Here is a 14,942-nt window from a genome sequence, read left to right on the forward strand (position 1 = left end):
GCGGGAAACATCCCGTTTCCCTTATTTTGAACTATCCGGATCTTCCGGGTAATTGCTTCCGGCAGAAACACCTACTGGGCATAAATATTATTCTGGCTTGTATCGTGATAAGAAGCGGCAAAACTATTCCAGATTCAGCGAGCGGAGCGCCGTTTGCACGGATTCCCGGTTCACCGGCTTGGTCACGTAGACGCTGGCCAGCCCTTTGAAAAAAGCCTGACAGACGTTTTTCTGGTCCTCCAGGCTGGAAACCACGATCACCCGCGCCTCCTTGCCCGGTTCGACCCGACGTTCCCGCTCAATGGCCCGAATCCGTTTCAGAGCCTCGTGGCCGTCCATGACAGGCATCATCAAGTCCATCAGGATCACTTCGTAGGGCTCTCCCAGGTTCAGAGCCCTGATCACGGCCAATACGGCTTGGTCTCCGTTTTCCACTTCATCACAAAAACCAAAGGATTCCATGATCTTTTTCAATTTGCGCCGACTGACCAACTCATCGTCCACCACCAGACTTTTCACCTCGACCTCCTTTCAACATATGCCAAGAGTCTACGATATGCCTCGCGCAACCTCTCCAGGGCCATGTCGCCATCCTCGCGTTCTTTCGCCGGTTCTTCGACCAGTCCATCTCCGCGGCCAATCCGTTCCAGATCCCTGGCTGCCCCGGCCAGTTCTTTCGCCAGCAGATTGGCCGCTCCGCCTTTGATGGCATGGGCCTGCTCGGCCAGGCTTACGAGATCTCCCGCGATCAGGGTCTCTTCCATCACCGGTATCTGACGGGCAACATTTCCCAGAAACCCTTGCAGGACCTCCTCCAGCAGTTCAGCATCCCCTTCGAATTCCTCCACGGCCCGGTGATAATCCATGGGTTCGCCGCTGGGATCGATCGTTTCAGGCCGGGTCATGATTGGCTGGATCTTCATAGGCTGAATGGAAACCAAGCCCTCCTCCATCTCCACCTCCGACGACCTGGGTCTCCCGATCCACTTGGTCACCATGGCCAACAACTCCACGCGCCGCATGGGCTTGGTCAAGTAATCGTCCATCCCCGCGGCCAGACACTTCTCCCGATACCCCACCACCGCATGGGCGGTCATGGCGATGATCGGCGTACGCCGATAAGAAGGCTGAGGAATAAAACCTGAAACCTGAAGGCCGGAAATCCGCTCTCCATCCTCCGACTCCTGTCTTCTGGCTCCTGACTCCTGACATCTTCTTTCATCCTCCGACCTCCTGATCTCCCTCGTCGCGTCCCAGCCGTCCATGATCGGCATTTGCACGTCCATCAGAATCAGATCGTAACACGTCTTCTGGACGGCGCTGACGGCCTGAAGGCCGTTTTCAGCCACGTCCACGACGTAGCCCGCTCCGTACAGGTGGTGCAGGGCCACTTGTCGGCTGGTGGGATAGTCCTCTACCAGGAGAATCCGGCCTTGGGGCGTATCGGACGTCGGAGCGGTCATGACGCCGGGCGTAAACTCCGTGTCCTTTCGTGGCGCGGGCGCGTCCGATTCGAAAGCCTTTTGCAGCTCCAGAACAAAGCTGAAGGTACTGCCCCGGTTCTCCACGCTTTCCAAAGAGATGGTTCCGTCCATCAGTTCCACGAACCGTTTGCAAATGGCCAACCCCAGGCCCGTGCCGCCGTATTCCCGAGTTGTTGAGCCGTCCACCTGAGTGAAGCTTTCGAAAATATGGACGTGCTTGTGCTCCGGAATTCCGATGCCCGTGTCGCGGACTTCAAACCGAACCTGAACCGTGTCGTCGAGAATCTCCAGCATGTCCGCGGAAATCAACACTTCACCGGCATGGGTGAACTTGATCGCGTTCCCACCAAGATTCAACAAGACTTGGCGTAACCGGCCCGCATCTCCCAACAAGGCCGAAGGGATGTCCGGAGAGACCCGGGAGGTGAACCGCAATCCTTTCCGCCGGGCCAGCACGGCCAAGGATTCCTCCACCTGACGGAACACGGCCCACAAATCAAAGACCGTCGATTCCAGCTCAAGGTGCCCGGCTTCGATCTTGGAGAAGTCCAGAATATCGTTGATGATGCCCATCAGCGCTTCGACCTCGCCGGAGATGGACCGCAGAGCCAGTTGTGGAGGAACCGTGCTCCCCTTGCCCCGCGCAAGCTCGGCCATCCCCATAATGGCGTTCAGCGGGGTTCGGATTTCATGGCTCATATTAGCCAGAAACTGACTCTTGGCCCGTGTCGCTTCCTCGGCCCGAGACAGAGCGGCATCCAACTCAAGGTTTTTACGGGTCAACTTCCGGGCCGAATCCAACATTTTCTCTTCGGCTTCCCGACGATCCGTGACGTCCAGAATGAATCCATCCAAAAAAACGGCCCGCCCTTGCGCGTCCCGAACCTCGCCGCCCTTTTCATAGACCCAGCGTTCGCCTCCGTCACGATGCAGCACCCGGTACTCCACTTCCCACGAAACCCCGCCGGAGATGGCCTGGGCCACGGACCGAACGACATACTCCAGGTCGTCGGGATGGATGATGTCCCGATGGTTCAGAGCGGGACTCGGGCCTAAAAAAGCATGTGCCGGAAAGCCGATAATCGTTTCCACCGGATCGCTGACGAACAGCAAGACGCGCCCCTTTCCCGCGTCTCGACGGTAGGTGGCGCCGGGAATGTTGTCGACCAGGGACTGGAACTGATTGCGACTGTCCCGCAAAGCCTGGGTCCGTTCGGCGATCAGCAATTGGAGTTGTTCGCGGCGATGGACCATCACGCCCACCACCAACCCGACGGCTCCGGTCATCATCAAACCGGAGAGGGCCGCCAACCAGCCGGCCATCATCGGATTGAGCCTCTCAAAGGCCCGGGTCGGACGGACCTCCACGACATAGGTTTTGCCGAAAGCCATCATCGGCCGGGCCACGATGAAGGAGGCATATCGCCGGGAATCGCCGTATCCAACGGTGCTCCCCAGCAGTATCTTGCCCTGGTCCGAGTCCAGTTGATAAAAGTCAAAGGATGCCAGGGGATCGCCGCTCGTTCCGGAATCCGCGTCCAGCGCGCCACGAACCAGGGAGTCCACGTCGACGCGTTCAAACAAGGAGGCCATGCCGGAAATATCGCCAGGGGAAAGAGAGCGAAAGCTCTCAAGAATCTGGGCCGACTTGAAGCTGGCCAGTAGAGAGAAGGTTTTGAAATGGTTCCGGTGTTCGGCTCGGTGCAGAGTCCAGGAGGCGGATACGGTCAAAATCAGGCCGACGACAACGGTCAGCACCGCCTCCAGGGGGAGCCGCTCTTCCCAGGCCGCCTCGGCCTCCCGCTCCCGGCGGGCGGACAGAAGAACATATCCGGTCATCAGCACGGTGGCCAGAATCAGGGTCATCACGGCCGGAAAAATTCCGGCTCGCATCGCGGACCGCCGCCAGTCTCCGGCTTCCACGTCGATGCCTACCACAGCCAGCACCCTGCCGTCGGCCGGATCGATCAGAGGAACCAGGGCGCTAACCCAGACGCCCCAGCGGTCTGTTTCCGGTCCTTCCACAAAAGCCCGGCCCGTGTCGAACACTTCCAAGAGGTCGTCCGTGGCCTCTTCATAAACCTGACCGGGCAAAGAGGCGTCCCAGTCCGTGTCCGGCTCGGAATCCAGATGAAAAAAAACGGTCCCGTCGTCATGGCGGCCCATCAGGTAGAGCCATTCCCAGCGACCGTCGACCAGCTTGGTCAGCCGCAGGTGCTCCTTGAGCCGGGAGTACGGGGCCGTTTCCAGGTCGGACCGATCCCCGGAGAGGCTTCTCACCCACTTCGGCTGCACCGCCTGGGTCACCAACCGAGCCTGGCGCAACAATTCTTCGCGTTTCATCCGATCGGCCGCACTCACGGACCACCAGCTGAACAACAACCCAACCGCCAAAACCGAGGCCACGACGGCCAATGGGCGCAACCCTAGAAGAATACGCCAGGACACAGCGCTCCTCAGGCCCGTTGCCGAACAGCTAGAACCTCGTGCATCACCTCATTCAATTTCATAGTCTCCACCGGTTTGGTCACGAAGGCGTCCATGCCCGCGGCCAGACAGCGCTGACGGTCCGTCGGCATGACCATGGCGGTCAGGGCGACGATGGGGATGTCCTTGTCGATCCCCGACCTCTCGCCGGAGCGGATGATCCCCGTCGCCTCCAGACCATCCAGCACGGGCATGGAGATATCCATCAGCACCAAGTCAAATGTCGCCCCGGTCAGAGCCTCCAAGGCTTGCTCGCCGTCCTCCACGGCAACCACCCGGTGGCCGTGCTTATTCAACAGTTGTTCGGTCATGAACCTGTTGACCGGCTCGTCCTCGGCCAGGAGGATCGCGAACGGACCTCGCGGCGCGTCTGAAATCGCCGGACGGTCGGCAAGCACCGGCAGCGGCAGGGAGACGGAAAACGTGCTGCCCAGGTACAACTCGCTGTCCACGACGATCTCGCCGCCCATTTTCTCCACAAGTTCCCGGGCCAGGGCCAATCCCATGCCCAACCCGCCGAAACGCCTGGAATGCGGCCCGGTGACCAGCTTGTTGAAGATCACTCCCTGGCTTTCCCTGGGCACCCCGATGCCGGTATCCGTGACGTTGATGCACAGGGTCGATTTTCCATCCCTTCCCCGTCCACGGTCGAAATGGACCAACACCTCGCCGTAGTCCGTAAACTTGACCGCGTTATCCACCAGGGCCCCCACCACCTGGGCGATCCAATCCGGAGCGCCGCACAGGACACCGGAGAGGTCTTTCGCGACATGGACGAAATAATGCAGTTCTTTCTCCAGGGCTTGCTTTTCCTGGGCATGCAGCCGGGGCAGGATGTCCTGGACAATGGTGTACTCGACTTGGTCCTGGACCTCCGTCTCGGACCGCAAGCGGCTAAAATCCAGAATCTCATTGACCAGTCGGAGCAACTGGGACGTGGATTGGTCGATCATGGACAAATAGTTGGCCTGGGTGGAGTCGAGGCCGGAGCCGGACAGCAACTCGGACATGCCCATGATCGCGTTCAACGGCGTCCGCAATTCGTGGCTGATCCGCCCCAGAAACTCGTCCCGCACCGTGGCGTTCTCCTCGGCTTCTTGTCGAGCCTGCTCGTGCATCCGCTCCAGTCTGGCCAGTTTGGCGGAGATATCTTCGTTGTTCATAATAGCAACCTACCTGATACCCGCTTCGGGTCCATTCGACAGTCCAGAACGGCGCGGATACGCGCCACGCCATCTTCGACACGGTAGTATATCGCGAAAGGAAACCTCTTGGAGAGCAAACGGTGATATCCGTTGTGAAAAGGATGGACTCCGCCATATAGACGCAAAGAGTGAATATCAGACCAGAGTGAATCCAGAAAATAGTCTCCTAAACCAGCGGCTTGCTTCTCGTAGAAACGATAGCCAGCCGCCAGATCCGCGGTCGCCTCGTCAAGAACCTGAACGATCACTTCAGATGCTCATGGACGGCTTTCTTTGCCTCCCCAATGTCAAGGAAGCGCGACGTTCCATCGGCAATTCGTTCTTCCCGCTCGCGCAGAACATCGGCATGCCAGGCAGGAGAAGGGAGGTCACCTTTTTCGCAAGCAAGATCCGCCCATATATCCTCTATCGCTCGCAGCTTCTCCATGGTGCTCATCCGCTCCAGTGGTATTGCTAATTGCATGTCTCTTCTCCGGATTTAATTTTTCAAATCGTTCCCACGCTCCAGCGTCCTCAACAAGCTCCCCCTTCCGCATAGGCGACATTCCGCACCGCGGCGCCGACCAGGGCCTGGACGTCCAGGATCAGGGCCATGGTTCCATCGCCGTTGATAGTTGCTCCGGAGATGCCGTCCAGTTCGCGGTAAACCCGCCCCAGGCTTTTGATCACGGTCTGATGCTGGCCGATAACCTTGTCCACCACCAGCCCGATGCGCTGCTCCTGGACATTGACGATAACCACCTGTTCGATGGTCGGCAACGCGCCGTTTTGGTTGAACCAGTTGCGCAGACGGATAAACGGAACGGCCTCCCCGCGCAGATTGATCATCTCCCCGTTCTCTCCGAAATTCGACTTGAAACGATCCAGCTCAACGCATTCCTCCACCGCGGACAAGGGGATGACGTATTGCTCACGGGCCACTTCCACCTGCAACCCGTCGATAATCGCCAGGGTCAACGGGAGCTTGATCAGGACGCTGGTGCCTTTGTTCGGGACGCTCTCCAGCTTGATCACCCCGCGCAGGGCGTCGATGCCGCGCTTGACCACGTCCATGCCCACGCCTCGCCCGGATATGTTGCTGACCCGTTCCGCGGTGGAAAACCCCGGCAGGAAAACAAGTTGCAGCACTTCATCGTCCGAGAGGGCGGCGTCCGACCCGATAAGCCCTTTTTCCAAGGCCTTGGCCCGGATCTTGGCCGGTTCAATACCCGCGCCGTCGTCCATGATCCGGATCAGAACCTCGCCGCTGGCATGCTCGGCGGAGAGTGTGATTCTGCCTTTGCGCGACTTGCCCTTGGCCTGCCGCGCTTCCGGCGACTCCACCCCGTGGTCGATGGAATTGCGCAAGAGGTGGACCATGGGGTCGTTGAGCTTCTCGATCACGTTCTTGTCCAGCTCGGTTTCCCCGCCCTGGGTGACGAGTTCGATTTCCTTCCCCAGTTCCTTGGAAAGATCCCGGACCAGTCGTAAAAACTTGTTGAACGTACTGCCGATGGGCAGCATCCGGATGCCCAAGGTGTTGTCCCGCAATTCGTCGCTGAGCCGCTCCAGTTCCTCGGCCAGACTGACCAGGGCCGGGTCGTGGCGCTGGGTCACGAGTTGGGTCAGCCGGGCCTGGACGATCACCAGTTCGCCCACCAAGTCCCCCAGCTTGTCCAGCTTGGCGGCCTCCACCCGGATGCTGGTCACGGTTTCCTTGTGCTCCACCCGAGGCACCCGAGCTTCCCGCACCACCTCCTGCTCGGTCAGGGCGGCTTCCAGGCCCTGGGAGCTGACCAATCCGGCCTGAGTCAAGAGTTCGCCCAAAGGCCGCTGCTGCTTGAGAATCTCTTGGAGGTCCTGGATATTCACGTCTCCGCGCTCCACCAGAATCTCCCCCAACCGCTTGCCCACGTGGGCCACCTCGTTCGGGTCGACCGTCTCCACCTCCTGGATGGACAGTTCGCAGTCGTCCTCCACGAAGATGAACACGTCGTGAATGGCTTCCTTGCCCCGCGACGTCACCAGAATCATATCCCACCACGTATAGCAGGACACCGGGTCCATCTTGTCCAGCCTGGGAATGTTCTCGGTCCGGGCCACGATCTTGCAGTTGCCCAATTCGGACAGCTCCTCCAGCAAGGCCAAGGGATTCGTCCCGGTCAAAAAAATGCGGGCGTCCGGCTTGAAGCGAACCCGGTAGACCGTGGAAACCTCAGCGGGCGAACCAGTCAGCTCCGTTGCCTCGGCGGCCGATTCGTCGGCGGTCGACCCGGAAGACCTTTTCCCGGCTTGTTCAAGAAACCCTCGCAACCGTGTGACGATCCGCTCGGACTCGCTCTGACAAGCGGACGCGTGGCATCCGTCCTGGTGCAGCATCTCCAGAATCAAGTCCCGGGATTTGAGGGTTAGATCCAGCAATTCCGAAGTCACGCGCAGTTCATCGTTGCGAACCAGATCGAACACCGTTTCCAACTCATGGGTGAACATGGCGATGTCGTCGAAACCGAACATCGCCCCAGACCCCTTGATGGTGTGCATGGACCGGAACACGCGGTTGATCAGCTCGTGATCCTCCGGGCTGGATTCCAGTTCCAGCAGAGCGTCTTCCAGATCTCCCAACAGTTCCCGAGCCTCATCCAGATAGGCTTTCCTGGCCTGTTCCATCTGTTCTTCACGACTCATGGCGGCATCTCCCTTTCGTCTTCTTCCCGGGCTCCAATCTTTCCCTCGCGACAGATCCTCAGCGACGAAAGGTTACCTGACGACCTTCTTCACCACGGCCAGCAATTGATCCGGCTTGAACGGCTTGACGATCCACCCCGTGGCCCCGGCTTCCTTGCCGACCTGCTTTTTTTCAGCCTGAGACTCCGTGGTCAGCATCACGATGGGAACGAACTTGTAGTTGGGCAGGGCCCGGACTTGGCGGATTAATTCGATACCATCCATGTTCGGCATGTTCAGATCCGTGATGATCATGTCCACGGTCCCGGACAGCTTGGTCAGCGCGTCTTTTCCATCCACGGCCTCGACGACCTCGTAGCCAGCGTCCTTCAGGGTGAAGCCGACCATCTGACGAACGCTGCTGGAATCATCCACGGTCATGATTCGCTTGGACATAAAAATTAAGCTCCTTTCCTAAAAATCCCGCTGACATGCCGGGGAGCAAACCCTATCCACTCCGCTTTGGTCATGACATGCTCCGGGATGTTCACGAAATACAGTTCCTTCGACCCCATGGATTTGGCCGCGGAGCCGAGCACCTGAAAAAAAGTCAAATCCACATCTTCCAGGTCCTCCAAGTCGACATGGATCGCGACGTCGCCGACAGACTGTTCCAAGGCCTGCGTAAACGCCTGGTGCAACTCCTCGGCCCCTTCCACGCCCCAGCGTCCGGAAAGCTTCAGCAGCCGGGTCGCGGATTCCGGAGCGGATATCGCCCATTCTCCCATAGCTTGCCCCCTTCTGACACGTCAGATCCTGGCCGGATCGTCAAAACAGTTCCACGTTGTCGCCGAAGTCTTCCTTGCGCCGCTTGTCGTCCTTGCCTTCGGCTTCGGGGTCGTCGAACAGTTCCACCCCGTCGTCGCCGTCGAACAATTCCACGTTGTTGTCGTCGTCGCCGAACAGCTCAACGCCGTCATCATCGCCGAACAATTGAACGTCGTCGCCTTCCGCCGCAGCGGCCTCGCCGTGCTCTTCCCCCAGGTGGACCATGCGTTCGGCTTCCATGGTGTATCGGGCCAAAAGTTCTTTCAATCGATCCGACCGCTTGGACGGATCACAGTCATCCGAGGACTGGACCATGGCCTGATCAGCGAGTTGCTCGAAGGCTCCCCTGGCCTGAGCCAGATCATGAAGTACGTCGTGATGAAAGGTGATCCCGTCGATCTGGACCTGGAGATCCCGGCAGAGGACGTCCCCGTCAGCCCGGATATCGCCGGACATGTCCATGGTTTGCCGATTCAGGTTGCGAAGACTGTTGATCATTTCCTCCAGCCGCCCCGTCATTTGCTCCATCCGCCGGGTATCCGCGGAGACATCGGACAGCTTTTGCAGTTCCAAGGCATGGTCGGAAATGGCCCGCAACTCCCCGGCCACCTCGTCGGTCACGGTCCTGGCGTCCATGGACAGACGTTGAATGGCCCCGGCCAACACGCCCAGAGCCAGCCCCTCGTCGCCGGTATGGGCCGCCTGGACGCTGGCGTTCAGAGCGATCAGCTCGATCTCCGAGCCCACCTCCTCGATGTTCCCGACAAAACCGGCCATCTGGGCCACGGTCTCGGCCACCTGAACCATGATTGCGCCCAATTCCTCGCTTTTGGCCCCGAACCCGCGCATGAAGTCGATCAGGTGATGCACATTGGCCTCAATCTGGTCCAGCACGTTCCGACTGGAGTCCCCTTCCGAACTCAGCATCCCGCCCAGGTCCCGGTTCAGGCCGTCAACAGTCTCGGCAATGCTGGACAAATCGACGATCAGGGTGTTGATGGCCTGTTCAAAGGCCTTGCGGCAGTGGCTCAGCTGGGAGGCCTGCAAGGAACAGACGTCCGCGATCCAGCACGCCGTTTCCTGCATACTCCGGTAATCGGCGTCGCCGGTTCCGCTTCCCACCTCCTCGCCGAGCATCCGAACCATGTCCTCCGCGGCCTCGCAGACGTGCTCCACTTGCTGCCGGGTGATGTCGTGAAACTGGAGGGAGGCCACAATGGACCCGACGTGTCGGCTGACTTCCCCGGTCCGCTTGGACAATGTCCGCGAAGCATCGGCGGAGTGTTCGGACAGGCGGCCCAGGGTCGCCAGGTTGGCCTGGCCGCTGCTCAAGGCCTCCTCGGTCACGGCCTGCTGTTCCCGGACCAGGGTTCCGGTCCGGGTCAGGGCCGAGGAAACCTGCTCGCCCAGGTGCGTGGCGTCGGCCTGGATTTTTGCCCAGTGGTCGATGATGTTCAGACCCAGGCTGTCCACCTGTCCGGCCAGATTCATGAAGCCCCGGCCTTTTTCCCCCAACCGGGCGCTTTCGATCCGCGTGGTCACGCCGAGCATTTGCAGCGTACGGACGATTTTGCGGAAACTGCCGGAACGTCGCTCCAGGGAGCCGATCAGCTCCACCACTTGCTCCAACCGACCCAAATCCTCCCTCCGGCAAGACAAGCCGCAAACCGCATTGATCTGGTCCAGCTCGCCTCCCAAGGTCTCGACGATCTGGGAGATCTCTTCCCCCGCGGTCAGTTCGGTCAAGGCCGCGGCTTGCTTGGCCATGGCCTTGGCCTTGGAGGAAAAGGCCTGGATGTCCGCGCCCAGAGTCAAAAACGCCTCTTCCCTGTCCGGAATGATCCGGGCCAGGTCGCGGCCCAGAGCCTCAAGGCTCTGAGACCACTCCTGGGCATGTTCCGGAAACCGTGCCGGATCAAAGCCGGAATGCGTCATCGAGTCGGCAGCCATGGCTTTTACTTGTGAAACCGGATTTCCGCCCTGGCCGTGTGCTCGTCCAACGGCTTGACCTTCACGTCCACCCGCTCCTTCATGAACTGGGCCGCGCTCTTCACAATGCCCTCGAAATAGTCGAACAGCCCGCGCTTGGAGCGGTAGTTCATGAACAACACGTCGCCCTTGTCCTCATAGGTGAAGGTGGGAGGCTTGATCCCGGGATGCTCCTTGGTCAACTGGGCGTGGATGTCGTTCATCTTCAGGTAGAAGTCCTTGAGATTCTTGGCGTTGAAGTAGCGACGGTACATCTTGTGGAACTGAGGCACGGTGAACATCCCCAGGCCCATGAGCACGTCCCGTTTGCTCTTCCTGGTGATCCGGGAAACGATCTCCGCCATCTGCTGCAAGACCTGATCCGGATAGCTGGCCGTGGGCAGGAAGACCGGGTTGCCCAATTCCTCCTGCAACTTTTTGTAAACGTCCTGGCCGAATTTCTCCTTGACGAATTCCTGCATCAACTTGGGCAGCACCCCTTTCATCTGCCCTTCCGAAGCCGCCAGCTTGCTCATGTCCGACCCGGCCCCGCTGAATCTCTGAGAGGCGGAAAGCAATTCCTGGGCCAATTGAGCCAGGTCGCGGGTGGCCGCGGCGGTCTGGCCCGCGCCTTCGTCGGCCTCATGGGCGATCTGGGCGATGCCCTCAATGCTGTGGTTGATTTCTTCCGCCGCGGCGGACTGCTCTTCCGCGGCCGCGGCAATCTGCGCGACCTGGGAGACCACTTCCTCCACCCGCTGCATGATCAAACGCAGGGATTCTCCGGCCTGGTTGGAGAGTTCGGTGCTCTCCCGGACCTGGCGCTCGGTCTGCTCCATGGAGGCCACCGCGTCCTTGGACCGGCCCTGGATGGTTAATACGGCGTGCTCCACTTCCTTGGTCGCGGTCATGGTCTTTTCGGCCAGTTTGCGTACCTCGTCGGCCACCACGGCGAACCCTCGCCCGGCGTCCCCGGCCCGGGCCGCTTCAATGGCCGCGTTCAGGGCCAAGAGGTTGGTCTGATCCGCGATATCATTGATCACGTTGATGATCTTCCCGATGGCTCCGGCCTGTTCATTGAGTTGGGTCAGCACCTGGGCCAGCTCCCGGGCCGAGTCGGCCACACCGTTGATCCCGGCGACGGCCTTTTCCACCAGCACCACCCCCTCACTGGCCGAAGCCTTGGCTTCCTCGGCCGCCTGGGAAGCACTGGACGAATTCCTGGCCACTTCCAAAACCGTGGCCGCCATTTGCTCCATGGCCGTGGCTACGGAATCGGTCTGCCCCTTCTGCTGCATGGCTCCCCGAGCCTGCTCGTCGGCCGAAGCCGAAAGTTCCTCCGAGGCCGAAGCTACGCGCTGAGACAATTCGTTAATCTCCTCGCCCAAAACCCGGCGCTTCCGGTTCTCTTCCTCCAGCCGGTCCCGCTGCTCCTTCAAGGCTCCCATGTCCATGCACAGCAGCACGAAACCACTCAGGGGCTCCGCGCCGTCACGCACCGGGGCCAGCACGCAACGCACGGACCAAGTCTTGCCATTGGCTAGTTTCAAGGAAAGTTCCGCGTCCAGCCCCCGTCCTTCAGCCAACGCCGTTTCCAGTTCCACCGCCGAAGCGGCTCCTCCGGAAGAACCGAACAACACATCCTTCAGCGGCTTGGTCCGGACCTGATCCTCGGTCTTGCCCAGAACCGCGCAAAAGGCCGCGTTTGCGAAGACGACCCGTCGCTGGGCGTCGCAGATGAGAACCGGGGCTCTCAGTTCAGCCAATCCCTGGCGCAAAAACCGGACGTCGCGGCGATTGTCCTGGGCCGCGCGGACCAGCCCGCCGATCAATTGGTCCACGCCGCCGGATTGCTCCAAGGCCTCCGCGTCAACGGGCTTGCCGCCCGCCACCGCCTCCGCGGCCCTCAAGGCCAGGGGCGACGGTTTGCCCGCGGACGAGGTCGAAAAAAAGGCCGCCCAGCCCAGCGCCACCGCGCCGAAACCGAACAGCCACCAGAATTCCGACCACAGCGCCGCGGCGAAAAAAAACAGCGCGACGATGCTCAACCCCCAGACCATGACTCGCGGATTCACTTGATTCATCCCCGACATCTTATTGCTCCTTTTAGTCACCCGGACTTACATGCAGCCTGCTCCAGCCGTTATTGCATTTTCCAATCCCCGATACGCTGATTTTCCCAAAAAACCAAGCGACGGGAATGACAAATGCACGGTAATACCTAGCTTCTTTCAACTGGCACCTTCAAGTTCCCATTTGCGAACATTCCTCTCCAACACCTTTTCCAAATCCTTAACTCCCACCGGCTTGCCCAGGTAATCGTCCATGCCCGCGGCCAGGAAGCGCTCCCTGTCCCCGGGCTGGGTGTGAGCAGTGACGGCGATGATCGGGGTGTGCCGGGAGGGAGATGAAAGAGAGGGAGGAGGGAGGTGACCTGAAACCTGAGGGTCGAAAAATCGCTCACCGACGCCCGCCATCCGGTTTTCCGCCCCCTTCAGGCTCCTGACTTCCGATTCCTGACTCCTGATCATTTTCGTCGCCTCCACCCCGGTCATCACCGGCATCTGGATATCCATCAGAATGCAGTCGAACCCGTTATACTTCCAGTATTCCACGGCCTCTTGACCATTTTGGGCCAGGGTCACGGCATGCCCGAGCTTTTGCAGGATCGAGCGCATGAACAACTGGTTCAGAGGTTCGTCTTCCGCAAGGAGGATGTTCAGACGCTTTTTTGGCTCTCCGAGTGCGGAGGTCGCGTGGATCGGCTCGGAAACTTCCTGCTCAGGCAGGACAAAAGGCAGAAGCACGTGGACGGTGGTTCCCTGGCCGACCACGCTCTCCACGTCGATGTTCCCGCCCATCAACGCAACGAGCCTGCGGACGATAACCAAGCCGAGTCCCGCACCCTGGTGCGCTCGGGTATAGGACCCGTCCACCTGGGAGAAGGGTTGGAATAAGTCCTTGAATTTGTCGTCCGGGATGCCGATGCCCGTATCGGAAATGGAAACCATGATCCGGGCGTCTTTGCCCTTGGCGGCTGAAAGAGTGGCCAAGTTGACTTGGACGGAACCCCGCTCCGTGAACTTCAGGGCGTTGCCCAACAGATTGAACAGGATCTGCTTGACCCGAATCGCATCGCCGATGACATGCCTGGGCACGTCGTCATCCATGGAACACTCCAGGGTGATTCCTTTTTGCCGGGCGCTGACGACGAACAGGCCGGATATGGACTCCAACAAATCGCCAAGGTCGAACCGAGCGGGACAAATGACCATCTTACCCGCCTCGATGCTGGAAAGATCCAGGATGTCCGAAAGCAGACGGGTGAACCGTTCGGATGACGTGATGGCCAGGGTGACGAACTCGCGCTGCTCCTCGTCCAGGGGGGTGCTCAGCAACAGTTGCATCATGCCCATGATCCCATTGAAGGGCGTGCGCAGTTCATGGCTCATATTGGCCAGGAATTCGGATTTGGCGCGATTCGCGGCCTCGGCCTGCTCCTTGGCCATGACCAAGGACTGCTCAACTTCTTTTTGCTCCGTGATATCCCGGAATTCCACAACTCTGACAGCTTTTCCCTTGTAAGGGATGTTGCGCGCTTCCAGACGGAGCGGATACTCTTCCCCGTTCTTCCGGACGCCAACGGCCTCGTAGGGCTGTTCGTATCCGGCTTGAATGTTCCGCAACACCATGTCGCGGGTCTTCTCGGATATGAGCAACAGGCCGTCCATGCCGATCAGTTCCTCATACGAATATCCCGTCAGATCAGACAGGCCCCGATTGCACTCCAGGATAACGCCCTGGTCGTGGATGGTAATTCCCCCAAAGGAGGCATTGTGCAGGGCCCTGAATCGAGCCTCGCTCTCACGCAGCTCCGCGGTCCTCGCCTGAACGATTTCTTCAAGGGAATCCCGCTCCCTGCGCAGGGCATCCTCCGCGGACTTGATCCGCAGGGCCACCTTGACCTGGGAAACCAGCTCCTGCTCGTCGATGGGCTTGGACAGAAAAGCGTCCGCGCCGATCTCCAGGCCCTTGATCCTGCTTTGCGCGTCGGTCCTGATGGCCGTGATCATGATCACCGGAATGGACTTGGTCTTCTCCTCGGCCTTCAAACCGCGACAGGTTTCAAAACCGTCCATGTCGGGCATCTGTACATCCAGCAGGACGACGTCCGGCGCTTCATGCACTGCCTTGTCAATCCCTTCATAGCCGGACTCAGCGGTGATCACGGTGCATTCGGGCATCAGGTTCCTGAGGAGTGCGCTCAGGCTGACCAGATTGTCTTTCTTGTCGTCAATGGCGAGTATCTTCGGCATGATTCCCTCTG

General features: G+C 59.7%; 11 protein-coding genes. All 11 read right to left on the reverse strand.

The features are described from left to right. Positions 1 to 123: 123 nt before the first annotated feature. The 11 genes from GY33_RS0101785 to GY33_RS19550 all read right to left on the reverse strand — a co-directional run bounded on the left by GY33_RS0101785 (position 124) and on the right by GY33_RS19550 (position 14,931). Positions 124 to 519, reverse strand: a complete 396-nt coding sequence (locus GY33_RS0101785) for a response regulator (protein ID WP_031385687.1) — start codon at positions 517 to 519, stop codon at positions 124 to 126. Beyond that, the gene (locus GY33_RS0101790) at positions 516 to 3,932 is read right to left on the reverse strand and encodes a hybrid sensor histidine kinase/response regulator (protein WP_152555027.1); all 3,417 of its coding nucleotides are present in this window, start codon (positions 3,930 to 3,932) and stop codon (positions 516 to 518) included. Before GY33_RS0101790 ends, GY33_RS0101785 begins: the two co-directional genes overlap by 4 nt. Before the next feature lie 8 nt (positions 3,933 to 3,940). Next, positions 3,941 to 5,134, reverse strand: a complete 1,194-nt coding sequence (locus tag GY33_RS0101795; RefSeq protein WP_051822187.1) for a response regulator — start codon at positions 5,132 to 5,134, stop codon at positions 3,941 to 3,943. Continuing rightward, positions 5,131 to 5,424 (reverse strand): hypothetical protein, encoded by a 294-nt coding sequence (locus tag GY33_RS0101800; protein WP_031385690.1) that lies wholly within the window; start codon positions 5,422 to 5,424, stop codon positions 5,131 to 5,133. The genes GY33_RS0101795 and GY33_RS0101800 overlap by 4 nt, the downstream gene beginning before the upstream one ends. Beyond that, positions 5,421 to 5,639, reverse strand: coding sequence for an addiction module protein (locus tag GY33_RS0101805; RefSeq protein ID WP_031385691.1), 219 nt, complete (start codon positions 5,637 to 5,639; stop codon positions 5,421 to 5,423). The genes GY33_RS0101800 and GY33_RS0101805 overlap by 4 nt, the downstream gene beginning before the upstream one ends. Before the next feature lie 50 nt (positions 5,640 to 5,689). Further along, the gene (locus GY33_RS0101810) at positions 5,690 to 7,840 is read right to left on the reverse strand and encodes a chemotaxis protein CheA (RefSeq protein WP_031385692.1); all 2,151 of its coding nucleotides are present in this window, start codon (positions 7,838 to 7,840) and stop codon (positions 5,690 to 5,692) included. Between the two features lie 72 nt (positions 7,841 to 7,912). Continuing rightward, positions 7,913 to 8,275 (reverse strand): response regulator, encoded by a 363-nt coding sequence (locus tag GY33_RS0101815; protein WP_031385693.1) that lies wholly within the window; start codon positions 8,273 to 8,275, stop codon positions 7,913 to 7,915. 5 nt (positions 8,276 to 8,280) lie between these two features. Continuing rightward, the gene (locus GY33_RS0101820) at positions 8,281 to 8,607 is read right to left on the reverse strand and encodes an STAS domain-containing protein (protein ID WP_031385694.1); all 327 of its coding nucleotides are present in this window, start codon (positions 8,605 to 8,607) and stop codon (positions 8,281 to 8,283) included. A 40-nt stretch (positions 8,608 to 8,647) separates the two neighbouring features. Further along, entirely contained in the window at positions 8,648 to 10,597 is a 1,950-nt protein-coding gene (locus GY33_RS0101825; RefSeq protein ID WP_031385695.1) for a hypothetical protein, read from the reverse strand. A 5-nt stretch (positions 10,598 to 10,602) separates the two neighbouring features. Further along, positions 10,603 to 12,708, reverse strand: a complete 2,106-nt coding sequence (locus GY33_RS0101830) for a methyl-accepting chemotaxis protein (RefSeq protein ID WP_152555028.1) — start codon at positions 12,706 to 12,708, stop codon at positions 10,603 to 10,605. 138 nt (positions 12,709 to 12,846) lie between these two features. Then, positions 12,847 to 14,931: a response regulator gene (locus GY33_RS19550; RefSeq protein ID WP_051822188.1), complete on the reverse strand. Its 2,085-nt coding sequence runs from the start codon at positions 14,929 to 14,931 to the stop codon at positions 12,847 to 12,849. Positions 14,932 to 14,942: the final 11 nt, after the last annotated feature.

It is taken from the genome of Desulfonatronum thiodismutans (assembly GCF_000717475.1).
Classification (GTDB): domain Bacteria; phylum Desulfobacterota; class Desulfovibrionia; order Desulfovibrionales; family Desulfonatronaceae; genus Desulfonatronum; species Desulfonatronum thiodismutans.

Excerpts from the sequence above, each read along its gene's own strand:
- GY33_RS0101795 (WP_051822187.1), bottom strand. The coding sequence starts at position 5,134 with ATGAACAACGAAGATATCTCCGCCAAACTGGCCAGACTGGAGCGGATG.
- GY33_RS0101805 (WP_031385691.1), bottom strand. The coding sequence starts at position 5,639 with ATGCAATTAGCAATACCACTGGAGCGGATGAGCACCATGGAGAAGCTG.
- GY33_RS0101810 (WP_031385692.1), bottom strand. The coding sequence starts at position 7,840 with ATGAGTCGTGAAGAACAGATGGAACAGGCCAGGAAAGCCTATCTGGAT.
- GY33_RS0101815 (WP_031385693.1), bottom strand. The coding sequence starts at position 8,275 with ATGTCCAAGCGAATCATGACCGTGGATGATTCCAGCAGCGTTCGTCAG.
- GY33_RS0101820 (WP_031385694.1), bottom strand. The coding sequence starts at position 8,607 with ATGGGAGAATGGGCGATATCCGCTCCGGAATCCGCGACCCGGCTGCTG.
- GY33_RS0101825 (WP_031385695.1), bottom strand. The coding sequence starts at position 10,597 with ATGGCTGCCGACTCGATGACGCATTCCGGCTTTGATCCGGCACGGTTT.
- GY33_RS0101830 (WP_152555028.1), bottom strand. The coding sequence starts at position 12,708 with ATGTCGGGGATGAATCAAGTGAATCCGCGAGTCATGGTCTGGGGGTTG.
- GY33_RS19550 (WP_051822188.1), bottom strand. The coding sequence starts at position 14,931 with ATGCCGAAGATACTCGCCATTGACGACAAGAAAGACAATCTGGTCAGC.